Origin of the sequence: Mycobacterium sp. IS-1264 (assembly GCF_001954195.1) — a bacterium.
Taxonomy (GTDB): Bacteria; Actinomycetota; Actinomycetes; order Mycobacteriales; family Mycobacteriaceae; genus Mycobacterium.
On record NZ_MBES01000074.1, the window covers coordinates 133385 to 145530 of the forward strand.

Here is a 12146-nt window from a genome sequence, read left to right on the forward strand (position 1 = left end):
GGTCCCACGATGTCGGTGAACGCGACGGGGCGCGGATCCTGGCGCGCGTTGTTGCAGCGGGGGCTGGACACCGCCGCCGACCTTTCCGACTTTGTGGCCCAGAAGATCAGCGCCGCCGCGGATCCACGCGCCCGGCTGCTGCGACGCCGCCGACGCGCCCTGCGGTGGGGCCTGATATTCGCCGCCGGCTGCGTGTTCTGGGCGGTGGTGACGGCCGTGCTCGCGGCCTGGGGCTGGTTCGCGTTGCTGCTGGAGATCACCGGGGCCATCGCGGTCGTTCTGGTGATCCCGGCGACGTTACTGCTGCTTCGCTACCGCTGGCTGCGATCCGAGCCGCTGCCGGCGAGCCGGCCCGCCAACGCGCGCAGGCTGCCGCCGCCCGGTTCGGCCGCGCGACCGGCGATGTACGCGCTGGGCGCCTCGGAACGAGGATTCTTCTCTCTCCTGGGTGTGATCGAGCGGGGCGCGATGTTGCCGGCGGCCGAAATCCGCGACCTGACCGCGGCGGCGAACAAGACCTCGGCGGCGATGGCTGCCACCGCGGCCGAGGTGGTGTCCATGGAGCGGGCGGTGCACTACTCGGAGTCGTCACGCTCGTATCTGGTGCCCACCATCAACGCGTTCACCGCGCAGCTGAGCGCGGGCGTTCGTCAATACAACGAAATGGTCACCGCCGCAGCACAATTGGTATCGTCGGCCAACGGCGACACCGGGGGAGTGCTAGCCGCGTCGCAGCAACGCTACCGCGACGAGTTGGTCGGAGCGACGGATCGTCTCCTCGGCTGGGCGCAGGCGTTCGACGAACTCGGCGGACTGCAGCGCAAGTAGCGCGCCGCTAGTCTTCGGGCCGCGGGCCGTAGCGCTCGATGTAGGCCTGGTGGATGTGCGCGTCTCGCGCCCGGGCGCGTTCGTCAACCAGCCCAGGATCCAGCCCGTGCACCGCCAGCATGTGCCGGCGCCACACCTTGTTGAGCGCGTGCGAGAAATACACGAACGGAATGAGGATCGGCAGCGTCATGCTCAGATGGACGTCGAGCGTGGTCGGGATGAACCAGAACGGTATGAGCACCAACACCGCCGGCACCGCGACGCGGATCATCATCCGCGCGACGGCGCCCTTGCCGGCCAGGTCGTTGCGCACCCAATCCCGCATCGAGTCGGGTAGCCGGCGCCCGTAGCAATAGCGGATGTACTGCAGGGCGTTGGGCTTGGTGCGGACGCTGTCGTTGGCCATGTCTGTCGTCATGCCCTGTCAGAACGACGCTTTGAGCGACGGTATTACCAGCGCGGCCAGCCCACGCGCCGTGGCCTTGAGCATGTCGAAGAAGTCAAAGTAGTCGCGCCACAGGGTGATTCGCCCGTCGTGCACCTCGAACACGCCGCACACCCAGAACTGAAGCCGCAACGGACCGAAGATCAGCGCGTCGCTGCGTTCGGTGAGCACCGCGGCCCCATCGGCGGCGATGCGGTGGATCTTCACCTCGAACGCGGCGCGCCCGTCCATCCGCCGGAATAGCTTCATCGCTCTGGCGCGGCCGTGGATCGTCGGCAGTCCCACGTTCTCGTAGACGAGGTTGTCGTCCAACGACGCCTCCGCCGTTTCGTAATCCGCGTCCTGCAAGGCGTTCAGGAAACCTTCGACCGTCCTGGCGTTCGCGACGGCCGTCCCAGTCGGCTCGGTCATGGCTGCCAGCGTAGGCGAGCCGGCCCCTCCGGCGCTGTGGCAGGGTAGGGCTGATGCGCGTCGCCGTCGTTGCCGGGCCAGACCCCGGGCACTCGTTTCCGGCGATCGCGCTTTGCCTGCGCTTCCGCGAGGCCGGCGACGAGCCCACCCTGCTCACCGGCGAGGAATGGATCGGCACCGCCCGCGGCGCCGGGATCGACGCGGTCGCGCTGGACGGGCTCGCGGCCACCGACGACGACGTCGACGCCGGGGCCCGAATCCATGGGCGCGCGGCGCGGATGGCGGAGCTCAACGTGCCCACCCTGCGTGAGCTGGCGCCCGACCTGGTGGTCTCCGATGTCATCACCGCGGGCGGCGGCATGGCCGCCGAGCTGTTGGGCACTCCGTGGATCGAGCTCAACCCGCATCCGCTGTACCTGCCGTCCAAGGGATTGCCACCGATAGGCAGCGGGCTGGCGCCCGGCACCGGCATCCGCGGCCGGCTGCGCGACGCCACGATGCGCGCGTTGACCGCACGCTCCTGGCGGACCGGGGTCAAGCAGCGTGCCGCGGTCCGGCTGCAGATCGGGCTGCCCGCCGTCGATCCCGGGCCGCTGCGACGGCTCATCGCCACGCTGCCCGCGCTCGAGGTGCCCCGTCCGGACTGGCCGGACGAGGCCGTGGTGGTCGGCCCCTTGCACTTCGAGCCGACTGACCGGGTGCTCGAGATCCCACCGGGTCCCGGGCCGGTGGTGGTGGTCGCGCCCTCGACCGCGGCCACCGGGACCGCCGGGTTGGCCGACGTCGCGCTGCGACACCTGACGCCGGGCGACACGCTGCCGGCGGGGTCGCGGTTGGTGGTGTCGCGTCTGGGCGGACCGGATCTGGCCGTGCCGCGGTGGGCGGTGGTGGGGCTAGGACGCCAGGCCGAGCTGTTGACGCAGGCCGACGTGGTGATCTGCGGTGGCGGCCACGGGATGGTGACCAAGACGCTGCTCGCCGGGGTGCCACTGGTGGTGGTTCCCGGCGGGGGAGACCAGTGGGAGATGGCCAATCGGGTGGTTCGTCAGGGCAGCGCGCGGCTGGTCCGGCCGCTGACCGCCGACGCGCTGGTGGCCGCGACGAACGAGGTGCTGTCCACGCCCCGCTACCGCGAGGCCGCCCGCGAAGCCGCCGCCGGCATCGACGGGGTCGCCGACCCGGTGCGGGTGTGCCACGAAGCGCTGGCTCTCGCGGGGTGATGCGGGTGCGGCTGACGGAATTCAACGAGCGGGTGGTGCTGCGCTTCGGCGCGGCGTACGGCGCGTCGGTGCTGGTGGATCACGTGCTGACCGGGTTCGACGGCCGCACCGCGGCCCAGGCAATCGAGGATGGCGTCGAGCCGCGCGACGTCTGGCGGGCGCTGTGCGTCGACTTCGACGTGCCCCGCGACCAGTGGTGAAGCCCCGCGACCAGTGGTGAAGCCCCGCGCTTAGGGGTGAGCGACTACGCACGTTCATCTGTTGCTACGGCGTATCCGGCGAAACACGCAATCGGAGCACACGGACTTCCCGGGGACCCGATAGAAGAGGCAGCAGCTGCGACGCCTGAAACCCAGGTGCGCGCTGGTGATCACACCGCATCCGGCCAACATGCCGGTGCCCAGCAGTGAGTCGGTGATCTCGAGGATGGGGCCGCGCAGATCGGGCCGGGCCGAGAGCAGTGCTCGCGACGCTCCCATGAGTGCGGACGCGATGTTGCCCGCGAGCAGGGCGGGCGCCAGTTTGACCCGCAGGCCGGCGGCGAACGGCTTCATGTGTTGTTTCACGACGATGCGGTACAGCAAACCCGCGGAGGGCGAGTCGACGGCTTGTCCGACGGGCTCGGGCATTCGAAGATGCGCCGCGTCGTCGGCGCGCTGCAGGCCTTTGAGATCCGGAACGACCCCGTGCCCCAGCGCGCACGCCAGCACCGGTGACCACAGGCGGGTGGCGTGGCCGAGATGAACCTGCGAGGCGGCGATCCGCAGGTCCGACGTGCGATAGCGCCGGGCGGTGGCGTCGATCAGATCACTGAAACCGTCGGCGTAGGACTCCCCGATCGGATGCCATCCCACCGCGTCGCCCCCGACAGTGAACGTGAAAAACATTTTGTATGACGATATTTCGGCCAGCTCGGCAGAAATGTCCATGCGCGACCAAACCTCTCCGGGGAAATCCGCCCCAGTTGTCATGAGGAAGCGCTGACGGTGAGTATCTGGCTCTCGGGTCAGGACGTGTCCGTCCCCGATCACAGTGGCGGGACCGCACCGGATTCACACCGGTTTCCTCGGCTTTAGCAGGCTGCTTTGGCCCCGTCAGCGCCTTTCGGTAGCAAATGTTGCCATACGCCGTTACCGCGCCCGGCGTGTCCTCTTGAATCGAACACGTGTTCGGCTACTGTGGTGAGCGTTCGGAGACTTGTCGGACCCCGCGCCTAGGGTCACGGCCAACCGACCGATACCGGTCACCGAACACACCGACGATAGGAAGAGGCACCATGACGCAAGCCCCCGACCGCGAGAAGGCTCTCGACCTGGCGATGGCCCAGATCGAAAAGAGCTACGGCAAAGGCTCGGTGATGCGTCTCGGCGACGAGACGCGTCAGCCGATCTCGATCATCCCGACCGGATCCATCGCACTGGACGTGGCCCTGGGCATCGGCGGCCTGCCGCGCGGCAGGGTCGTGGAGATCTACGGTCCGGAGTCCTCGGGTAAGACCACCGTCGCGCTGCACGCGGTGGCCAACGCCCAGGCCGCCGGCGGCGTCGCGGCGTTCATCGACGCCGAGCACGCCCTGGACCCCGACTACGCCAAGAAGCTCGGCGTCGACACCGATTCGCTGCTGGTCAGCCAGCCCGACACCGGTGAGCAGGCGCTGGAGATCGCCGACATGCTGATCCGCTCCGGCGCGCTGGACATCCTGGTCATCGACTCGGTCGCGGCCCTGGTGCCGCGCGCGGAACTCGAAGGCGAGATGGGGGACAGCCACGTCGGGCTGCAGGCCCGGCTGATGAGCCAGGCGCTGCGGAAAATGACTGGCGCGCTGAACAATTCGGGAACCACGGCGATCTTCATCAACCAGCTCCGCGAGAAGATCGGGGTGATGTTCGGCAGTCCCGAAACCACCACGGGTGGAAAGGCTTTGAAGTTCTACGCATCGGTGCGCATGGACGTGCGCCGGATCGAGACGCTCAAGGACGGCACCAATGCGGTCGGTAACCGCACCCGGGTCAAGGTCGTCAAGAACAAGGTGGCGCCGCCGTTCAAGCAGGCCGAATTCGACATCCTCTATGGCCGGGGGATCAGCCGGGAGGGCTCGCTGATCGACATGGGCGTGGATCAGGGCTTCATCCGCAAGTCCGGTTCCTGGTTCACCTACGAGGGCGAGCAGCTCGGCCAGGGCAAGGAGAATGTTCGCACTTTCCTTATGGAGAACGCCGACATCGCCAACGAGATCGAGAAGAAGATCAAGGAAAAGCTTGGCATTGGCGCGGTCGTGACCGATGACCCCTCAGCCGATGGTGTCCTGCCCGCCCCCGTCGACTTCTGAGCCCTCTCGCGAGGAGCAGGCGCGGGCGTTGTGCCTGCGCCTGCTCACCGCGAGATCGCGCACCCGGGCCGAGCTGTCCGGTCAGCTGGCTAGACGCGGATACCCAGACGACGTCAGCACCCGGGTGCTGGATCGACTGGCGTCCGTGGGCCTGATCGACGACGCCGAGTTCGCCCAACAGTGGGTGGCGTCCCGGCGGGCAAGGGCCGGCAAGAGCCGGCGCGCCCTGGCCGCCGAGCTGCACACCAAGGGCGTCGACAACGACGCGATCACCGCGGCGTTGGCCGGGATCGACGCCGGCGCCGAGCGCGACCGGGCGGAGCAGTTGGTGCGGGCCAAGCTGCGGCGCGAGACGCTGGCCGGCGACGACACAAAGGTGAGCCGCAGGCTGGTCGGGATGCTGGCGCGGCGTGGCTACGGCCAGAACCTGGCCTGCGAGGTCGTCCTCGCCGAGCTGGCCGCCGAACGGGAGCGCCGGCGGGTGTAGCTGCGGATTAATCCGGTGGGAGCCGGTCGCCGTACCATGGCCCCGTGACTTCGACGGTGGCCCGTGACGTTTCGGGGGCGCGTACTTATCAGGTGCGCACCTACGGCTGCCAGATGAACGTGCACGATTCCGAACGGCTGGCCGGGCTGCTCGAGGCGGCCGGCTATCGGCGGGCCGCCGAAGGGACCGACGCCGACGTCGTGGTCTTCAACACCTGCGCCGTGCGCGAGAACGCCGACAACAAGCTCTACGGCAACCTCAGCCATCTGGCTCCGCGCAAGCGCGGCAATCCCGATATGCAGATCGCGGTCGGTGGCTGCCTGGCCCAAAAGGATCGAGACGCGGTGCTGCGCAAGGCGCCGTGGGTCGACGTCGTCTTCGGCACCCACAACATCGGATCGCTGCCCACGTTGCTCGACCGCGCCCGGCACAACAAGGTCGCCCAGGTGGAGATCGCCGAGGCGCTGCAGCAATTTCCGTCGTCACTGCCCAGCGCCCGCGAATCCGCCTATGCCGCTTGGGTTTCCATCTCCGTCGGGTGCAACAACAGCTGCACCTTCTGCATCGTCCCGTCGCTGCGCGGCAAGGAGGTCGACCGCAGTCCGGACGACATTCTGGCCGAGGTGAGGTCGCTGGTGGCCGACGGCGTGCTCGAAGTGACGCTGCTCGGCCAGAACGTCAACGCCTACGGGGTGTCCTTCGCCGACCCCGAGCTGCCGCGGAATCGCGGCGCCTTCGCCGAGCTGCTGCGCGCCTGCGGAGAAATCGACGGGCTGGAACGCGTCCGGTTCACCTCCCCGCATCCGGCGGAATTCACCGACGACGTCATCGAGGCGATGGCGCAGACGCCGAACGTGTGCCCCGCCCTGCACATGCCGCTGCAGTCCGGATCCGACCGGGTGCTGCGCGCGATGCGGCGCTCGTACCGGACCGATCGTTATCTCGGCATCATCGACCGCGTCCGGGCGGCGATGCCGCACGCGGCCATCACCACCGACCTGATCGTCGGATTTCCCGGCGAGACCGAAGAGGATTTCGCGGCCACACTCGACGTCGTGCGGCAGGCCCGGTTCGCGGCCGCGTTCACCTTCCAATACTCCAAACGGCCCGGCACTCCGGCCGCGGAACTCGACGGCCAGATCCCGAAACCTGTTGTGCAGGAACGCTACGAGCGACTGGTCGAGCTGCAGGAGCAGATCTCGCTGGAGGGCAACCGCGCGCTGATCGGGCAGACCGTCGAGTTACTCGTGGCCACCGGCGAAGGACGCAAGGACAGCCGGACGTCGCGCATGACCGGACGCGCCCGCGACGGCCGCCTGGTGCACTTTTCCGCCGACACGGCGGTGCGGCCCGGCGACATCGTCACCACGGCGATCACCGGGGCCGCGCCGCACCATCTCGTCGCGGACGCCGGGGTGCTGACCCACCGCCGCACGCGGGCCGGTGACTCCGCAGGACAACGGCCGCGCGGCGTCGGTCTCGGCATGCCCGCTGTGGGGCCGTCCGGCGCAACCGCCCAACCGCTTGGATGCGCCCTATGAACGAACAGAAAAAAGAACACGCCGACATCGACGCCCTGCGTGCCGAAATCGAGGCCGCGGAACGCCGCGTCGCGCGTGAGATCGAGCCCGGCCCAAGGGCATTCGTCGTCGCCATCCTGGTATTCGTGCTGCTGGGCTCGTTCATCCTGCCGCACACCGGCGCCGTGCGGGGATGGGATGTCCTGTTTTCCAGCCACGGCGCCAGTGCGGCCGCGCTGGGCCTTCCGTTACGGGTGTTCGCCTGGTTGGCGCTGGTCTTCGGCGTCGGATTCTCGACGCTGGCATTGCTGACCCGGCGCTGGGCGCTGGCGTGGATCGCGCTGGCGGGCACGGCGATCGCCAGCGGCGCCGGCCTGCTGGCTGTGTGGTCGCGCCAGACCGTGGCCGCCGGTCATCCCGGCCCGGGTGTGGGCCTGATCGTGGCATGGATCACGGTGATTCTGTTGACGTTTCACTGGGCCCGGGTGGTTTGGGCCCGCACCATCGTGCAACTCGCGGCCGAAGAGCAACGGCGCCGGATCGCGGCGCAGCAGCAGTCGCAGACGCTGCTGGACAGCCTCGACACGAACGACGCCCCCGACACTGCCCCCAACGATGCCGGCGACAAACGCGAGGATCCCGAGGGCTAGGTCCGCCGCGTCAGCGCCTCGGCCGCCGCTTCGGCCCACTGCCGCCACTGCGCGGCATTGGCTTTGGCCTCCTCGGCTTCCTTGGTGCGGCCGGCCGCCTCGGCCTTGCGCGCCTGCTGTTCGTATTGCTCGGCACGGGTCGCGAACTGCTCGGCGCGGGCCTGCGCCTGGGGATCGGACCAATCCGATTCACCGGCGTCGCGCACCTTTTTCTCGACCGCCCGCAGCCGCCGCTCCAACTCGGCGGAGCGCTCCCGGGGGACTCGGCCGATCGCGTCCCATTTCTCCGCGATCGATCGCAGCGCCGCCCGGGCCGCGTCGTGATTGCTCGTGTCGAGCTTCTCCGCCTCGGCCAGCAGCGCCTCCTTGGCGACGGCATTGGCCCGTAATTCCGAATCCTTTTCCGCCGCAGCGGCATTGCGCGCGGTGAAAAACGTGTCCTGGGCGGCCTTGAAGCGACGCCACAGGGCGTCGTCGACGTCCCTGCTGGCCCGGCCCGCCGCCTTCCACTCGGAGAGCAGCTTGCGGAACTCCGCGCTCGTCGCGGTCCAGTCCGTCGAATCGGACAGCTCCTCGGCCCGTTCGCAGAGCCGCTCCTTGGACTCCCGAACCCCCGATCGCTCGCGGTCCAGCTCGGCGAAGTGGGCGCCCCGGCGCCGGTTGAAGGCTTCGCGGGCCGCGGAATAGCGCTTCCACAGCGCGTCGTCGACCTTGCGGTCCAGGCCGCTGATCGTCTTCCACTCGTCGAGAATCGCCCGCAGGCGGTCGCCGGCGATCTTCCAGTGGGTCGAGTTGGCGGCCAGGTCCTCGGCCTCGGCCGCCAGCGCCTCCTTGCGGGCGGTCTGGGCGGCGCGATGCTCCTCGCGGCGGGACTTGTCGGCGGCCGCCGCCGCCCCGGCGTGCTCGAGCAGCGTCGACAGCCGGCCCGCGAGCGCGTCGATGTCGCCCAGCACGCACGCGGTCGGCAGCGTCTCGGCCAGTTCGGATGCGTGGGCTTTGATCTTGCGGGCATCGCCGGTGCCCGACGCCAGCCGCTCCTCCATCAGCGTGATCTCGGTGGCGAGGTCATCGAAGCGCCGGCCGAAGTGGGCGAAAGCGGCCTCGCGGTCGCCGGCCTGCCAGGAGCCGACGACGCGTTCGCCCGCCGCGCTGATCAGCCAGACGGTGCCGTCGTCGTCGACGCGTCCGAACTGGTGCGGATCGCTCGACGGGGGCACGGCGACCGGGTGGATCGCGGGCCGCGAAGTCGGGCGCGGACCGGGCCGTGGTCCCGGACGCGGCGACGGCTTTGGTGAATCGCTGATACGGGGCTCGTCAGCGGTCATCGCTCGTCACCTGCCCTTTGCCACCTTCGCGCGGTTGGTGTTCCGCGCGCCTGCCGCGCGTAGCGGCACCCATACTCCCTAAGCGCTTCCCAGAGTATTCAAGCAGCTTGGCGGACCGTGCGCGGCCACCTTGGCCCCTCTAAAGTGATGGCTGGCGCTGGGATGTTGTCGAGATGATGCCGCTGTCGAACTACAGTCGAACTACTGTGGTGCGTGAACCCGTCTAGAACTGCACGTGTACGGAAAGCTTTGGGGGAGCGCTGGTGAGGGGGTTCCCATGTCCAAAGTGGACGTCGCGGCACTGATTGCCTTGTGCGCGGCACTGGCCTCCGCGATCGGCGACGTCATCCGGCAGCGATCCGCACACGAAATCACCGACAAACACGTCGGGCACCTCGAGCTGTTCCGTATGTCGTTGCGCGACAAGCGGTGGTGGTTGGGCGGCCTGGCGGCGATCGTCAACTACAGCCTGCAGGCCGGGGCCCTGGCGTGGGGATCGGTGGTCTTGGTGACCTCGCTGCAGGTGACCGCGCTGCTGTTTGCCCTGCCGATCTATTCGCGGCTGACCGGGCACCGGGTCACCCGCTGGGAGTGGATCTGGGCGATCGTGCTGGCAGGCTCTTTGGCGGTGGTCATCATCGTGGGCGACCCGACGGTCGGCCAGCAGCGGGGGGCGCTGTCCCAGTGGATCATCGTGGCTCTGGTGATGGGTCCCATCCTGGTGTTGTGTTTGCTCGGGGCGCGCATCTGGTCAGGTCGCCCGGTCGCGGCCGTGCTGCTGGCGCTGGTGGCGGGTTCGTCATTGGCGTTGTTCGCGGTGCTGACCAAGGGCCTCGTCGAACTGCTCGAAGAAGGCCTGGGCGCCGCCCTGACTTCGCCCGAGTTCTTTCCGTGGCTGGTGCTGATGTTGGCCGGGATGATTTTCCAGCAGTCGGCCTTCCGTGCCGGGGCGTTGACCGCGTCGCTGCCGACGATGACCGTGGCCAAGCCGCTGGTGGGCGGGATACTCGGGGTGTTTCTTCTCGGCGAGACATTCGACGCCCACGGGCCCCAGGCGTTCGTGCTGGTCGCGGCCGTGGCTATGGTCATCGTCGCGACGGTGGCGCTGGCCCGCGGGGAGGCCGCGTCGATCGCGGCGGAGACGGGGCGCGACCTTAAACGCACTCCGGCGGCGCAGGACGAACCCCCGCAGAGCGATGCGGCCCCTTCGGAGGAAAGCCGGACGATCACCTGACGCGTCCGGCGTCGTCGATCCGTCCGTTAGTTTGGTGGCGTGCTGAGCGCCATCGCGATCATTCCCTCGGCGCCGGTGCTTGTCCCGCAGCTCGCCGGAACGGCCGCCGCCGAGATGGCCGACGTGGTCGCGGCGGCCCTTGCCGCGGCCGCCCTGCTGCCGCCGCGCTGGAACGTCGTCGGGACGGGCCGAGCGGACGACATCCTCGGTCCCGACGGCGTGGGTACCTTCGCGGGCTTCGGCGCCGACGTGCCGGTCCGGCTGTCGCCCCTAACCGCAGCCGAGCCACCAGCCGAGCCGCCCGCCGAGATGCCCCTGTGCGCGCTGCTCGCGGGCTGGGTCCGCGGGCAGGTCCGCCCCGAGGCCAGCGCGCGGGTCCACGTCTACAGCGGCGACCATGACGCCGACACCGCGCTGACGCACGGCCGGCAACTGCGCGCCGCGATCGACCGGGCGCCCGACCCGGTGGGCGTGTTGGTCGTCGCCGACGGTGCCAACACCCTGACGCCGAGCGCGCCCGGCGGTTACGACCCCGGCAACGCCGACGCCCAGCTGGCCCTCGACGACGCGCTGGCAAACGGCGACGCCGCCGCACTGACCCGGCTGCCGCCCGAGATCCAGGGCCGGGTCGCCTTCCAGGTGCTCGCCGGGCTGGCCGAACCCGGGCCGCGATCGGCCAAGGAGCTCTACCGGGGAGCGCCCTACGGGGTGGGCTACTTCGTCGGCGCCTGGCAGCCGTGAGCCAAGCCGTGCGACCGCTCGCGATCGTCGGCCCCACCGGTACCGGCAAGTCGCAGCTGGCGCTCGACTTCGCAGAACGGGTCGAGCGCCTCGGCATCCAGGCGGAGATCGTCAACGCCGACGCGATGCAGCTCTATCGCGGCATGGACATCGGAACCGCCAAGCTGCCCGTCGAGGCCCGCCGCGGCATCCCGCACCACCAGCTCGACGTGCTCGACGTCACCGAGACCGCGACCGTCGCCCGCTACCAGCGGGCCGCCGCCGCCGACATCGACGCGATCGCCGCCCGGGGCGCGCTGCCGGTGGTAGTCGGCGGCTCGATGCTGTACATCCAGTCGCTGCTAGACGACTGGTCGTTCCCCGCGACCGATCCCGCGGTGCGTGCGCGTTGGGAGCGGCGGCTCGCGGAGGAGGGGGTGGGGCCGCTGCACGCCGAGCTGGCCCGGCGCGACCCGGCGGCGGCCGCCGCGATCCTGCCCACCGACGGCCGGCGCACGGTACGGGCGCTCGAGGTGGTGGAGCTCACCGGGCGGCCGTTCGCCGCGTCCGCGCCGCGCATCGGCACTCCGCGCTGGGGCACCGTCATCATCGGATTAGACTGTGACACAACGCTTCTCGACGAGAGATTGGCCCGCCGCACCGATACGATGTTCGAGCAAGGCCTGGTCGACGAGGTACGCGCGCTCCTCAAGCAGGGCCTGCGCGACGGGGTCACCGCCTCGCGTGCGCTGGGCTACGCCCAGGTGCTCGCCGCGCTGGACGCCGGCGGCGGGCCGGAGCACCTGCGCGACGCGCGCGAGCAGACGTACGTCGGCACCCGACGGTACGTGCGGCGGCAGCGCTCCTGGTTCCGCCGCGATCACCGGGTGCACTGGCTCGAGTCTGAAAAAGGGGAAGCCGACCGCACCCGGCTCGTCGACGAAGCGGTGCAGGCATGGCGGCACGTATCCTGAGCT

At 69.7% G+C, this 12146-nt stretch carries 14 protein-coding genes and 1 riboswitch; of the genes, 10 read left to right on the forward strand and 4 right to left on the reverse strand.

Features of this window, described 5'->3' with window-relative positions; genetic code table 11:
• Window positions 1–9 precede the first annotated feature (9 nt).
• Window positions 10–828, forward strand: coding sequence for a hypothetical protein (locus tag A5744_RS19120; protein WP_076063681.1), 819 nt, complete (start codon window positions 10–12; stop codon window positions 826–828).
• A 7-nt stretch (window positions 829–835) separates the two neighbouring features.
• Here the strand turns inward: A5744_RS19120 and A5744_RS19125 are convergent, their stop codons facing one another.
• Both A5744_RS19125 and A5744_RS19130 read right to left on the reverse strand, forming a co-directional pair.
• Window positions 836–1234 (reverse strand): DUF5313 domain-containing protein, encoded by a 399-nt coding sequence (locus tag A5744_RS19125; RefSeq protein ID WP_076063683.1) that lies wholly within the window; start codon window positions 1232–1234, stop codon window positions 836–838.
• Window positions 1235–1252: 18 nt separating this feature from the next.
• Window positions 1253–1684, reverse strand: coding sequence for a limonene-1,2-epoxide hydrolase (locus tag A5744_RS19130; protein WP_076063685.1), 432 nt, complete (start codon window positions 1682–1684; stop codon window positions 1253–1255).
• Window positions 1685–1737: 53 nt separating this feature from the next.
• Between A5744_RS19130 and A5744_RS19135 the strand changes: the two genes are divergently transcribed.
• Both A5744_RS19135 and A5744_RS19140 read left to right on the forward strand, forming a co-directional pair.
• A complete protein-coding gene (locus A5744_RS19135) occupies window positions 1738–2904 on the forward strand; it encodes a nucleotide disphospho-sugar-binding domain-containing protein (RefSeq protein ID WP_076063687.1) in 1167 nt (388 codons plus the stop codon).
• On the forward strand, window positions 2904–3104 hold the full coding sequence (locus A5744_RS19140; protein WP_076063689.1) for a DUF3046 domain-containing protein: 201 nt from the start codon (window positions 2904–2906) through the stop codon (window positions 3102–3104). Before A5744_RS19135 ends, A5744_RS19140 begins: the two co-directional genes overlap by 1 nt.
• Window positions 3105–3158: 54 nt before the next feature.
• Here A5744_RS19140 and A5744_RS19145 read toward each other — a convergent pair whose 3' ends face one another.
• Window positions 3159–3833, reverse strand: coding sequence for a (2Fe-2S)-binding protein (locus A5744_RS19145; protein WP_076063691.1), 675 nt, complete (start codon window positions 3831–3833; stop codon window positions 3159–3161).
• A gap of 38 nt (window positions 3834–3871) precedes the next feature.
• A riboswitch (cobalamin riboswitch) is annotated at window positions 3872–4015 on the reverse strand.
• 165 nt (window positions 4016–4180) lie between these two features.
• Between A5744_RS19145 and recA the strand changes: the two genes are divergently transcribed.
• From recA to A5744_RS19165, 4 genes are read left to right on the forward strand one after another with little or no spacing between them, the layout of a single operon-like run.
• Window positions 4181–5233 carry a recombinase RecA gene (gene recA / locus A5744_RS19150; protein ID WP_076063692.1) on the forward strand — a complete coding sequence of 351 codons (1053 nt, stop codon included), beginning with the start codon at window positions 4181–4183 and terminating at the stop codon, window positions 5231–5233.
• Entirely contained in the window at window positions 5202–5720 is a 519-nt protein-coding gene (recX, locus tag A5744_RS19155; protein ID WP_076063694.1) for a recombination regulator RecX, read from the forward strand. The genes recA and recX overlap by 32 nt, the downstream gene beginning before the upstream one ends.
• Window positions 5721–5764: 44 nt before the next feature.
• Window positions 5765–7261, forward strand: a complete 1497-nt coding sequence (gene miaB / locus A5744_RS19160) for a tRNA (N6-isopentenyl adenosine(37)-C2)-methylthiotransferase MiaB (RefSeq protein ID WP_076063696.1) — start codon at window positions 5765–5767, stop codon at window positions 7259–7261.
• Entirely contained in the window at window positions 7258–7890 is a 633-nt protein-coding gene (locus A5744_RS19165) for a hypothetical protein (RefSeq protein ID WP_076063698.1), read from the forward strand. Before miaB ends, A5744_RS19165 begins: the two co-directional genes overlap by 4 nt.
• Here A5744_RS19165 and A5744_RS19170 read toward each other — a convergent pair.
• Window positions 7887–9215, reverse strand: a complete 1329-nt coding sequence (locus tag A5744_RS19170; RefSeq protein ID WP_076063700.1) for a DUF349 domain-containing protein — start codon at window positions 9213–9215, stop codon at window positions 7887–7889. The two genes, A5744_RS19165 and A5744_RS19170, sit on opposite strands and share 4 nt — an antisense overlap.
• Window positions 9216–9492: 277 nt before the next feature.
• Between A5744_RS19170 and A5744_RS19175 the strand changes: the two genes are divergently transcribed.
• Genes A5744_RS19175 through miaA form a run of 3 tightly spaced genes read left to right on the forward strand, consistent with a single transcriptional unit; the run spans window position 9493 to window position 12143 of the window.
• Window positions 9493–10449: a DMT family transporter gene (locus tag A5744_RS19175; protein WP_076063702.1), complete on the forward strand. Its 957-nt coding sequence runs from the start codon at window positions 9493–9495 to the stop codon at window positions 10447–10449.
• Window positions 10450–10488: 39 nt separating this feature from the next.
• On the forward strand, window positions 10489–11190 hold the full coding sequence (locus A5744_RS19180; protein ID WP_076063708.1) for a hypothetical protein: 702 nt from the start codon (window positions 10489–10491) through the stop codon (window positions 11188–11190).
• Between the two features lie 8 nt (window positions 11191–11198).
• Window positions 11199–12143 (forward strand): tRNA (adenosine(37)-N6)-dimethylallyltransferase MiaA, encoded by a 945-nt coding sequence (gene miaA, locus A5744_RS19185; RefSeq protein ID WP_076063932.1) that lies wholly within the window; start codon window positions 11199–11201, stop codon window positions 12141–12143.
• Window positions 12144–12146 lie beyond the last annotated feature (3 nt).

What these genes read in the sequence shown, in the direction of transcription:
- A5744_RS19170 (WP_076063700.1), bottom strand. Translation starts at nt 9,215, where the DNA reads ATGACCGCTGACGAGCCCCGTATCAGCGATTCACCAAAGCCGTCGCCG.
- A5744_RS19175 (WP_076063702.1), top strand. Translation starts at nt 9,493, where the DNA reads ATGTCCAAAGTGGACGTCGCGGCACTGATTGCCTTGTGCGCGGCACTG.
- A5744_RS19120 (WP_076063681.1), top strand. Translation starts at nt 10, where the DNA reads ATGTCGGTGAACGCGACGGGGCGCGGATCCTGGCGCGCGTTGTTGCAG.
- recX (WP_076063694.1), top strand. Translation starts at nt 5,202, where the DNA reads ATGGTGTCCTGCCCGCCCCCGTCGACTTCTGAGCCCTCTCGCGAGGAG.
- A5744_RS19145 (WP_076063691.1), bottom strand. Translation starts at nt 3,833, where the DNA reads ATGGACATTTCTGCCGAGCTGGCCGAAATATCGTCATACAAAATGTTT.
- A5744_RS19165 (WP_076063698.1), top strand. Translation starts at nt 7,258, where the DNA reads ATGAACGAACAGAAAAAAGAACACGCCGACATCGACGCCCTGCGTGCC.
- A5744_RS19135 (WP_076063687.1), top strand. Translation starts at nt 1,738, where the DNA reads ATGCGCGTCGCCGTCGTTGCCGGGCCAGACCCCGGGCACTCGTTTCCG.
- A5744_RS19130 (WP_076063685.1), bottom strand. Translation starts at nt 1,684, where the DNA reads ATGACCGAGCCGACTGGGACGGCCGTCGCGAACGCCAGGACGGTCGAA.
- A5744_RS19140 (WP_076063689.1), top strand. Translation starts at nt 2,904, where the DNA reads ATGCGGGTGCGGCTGACGGAATTCAACGAGCGGGTGGTGCTGCGCTTC.
- recA (WP_076063692.1), top strand. Translation starts at nt 4,181, where the DNA reads ATGACGCAAGCCCCCGACCGCGAGAAGGCTCTCGACCTGGCGATGGCC.
- A5744_RS19125 (WP_076063683.1), bottom strand. Translation starts at nt 1,234, where the DNA reads ATGGCCAACGACAGCGTCCGCACCAAGCCCAACGCCCTGCAGTACATC.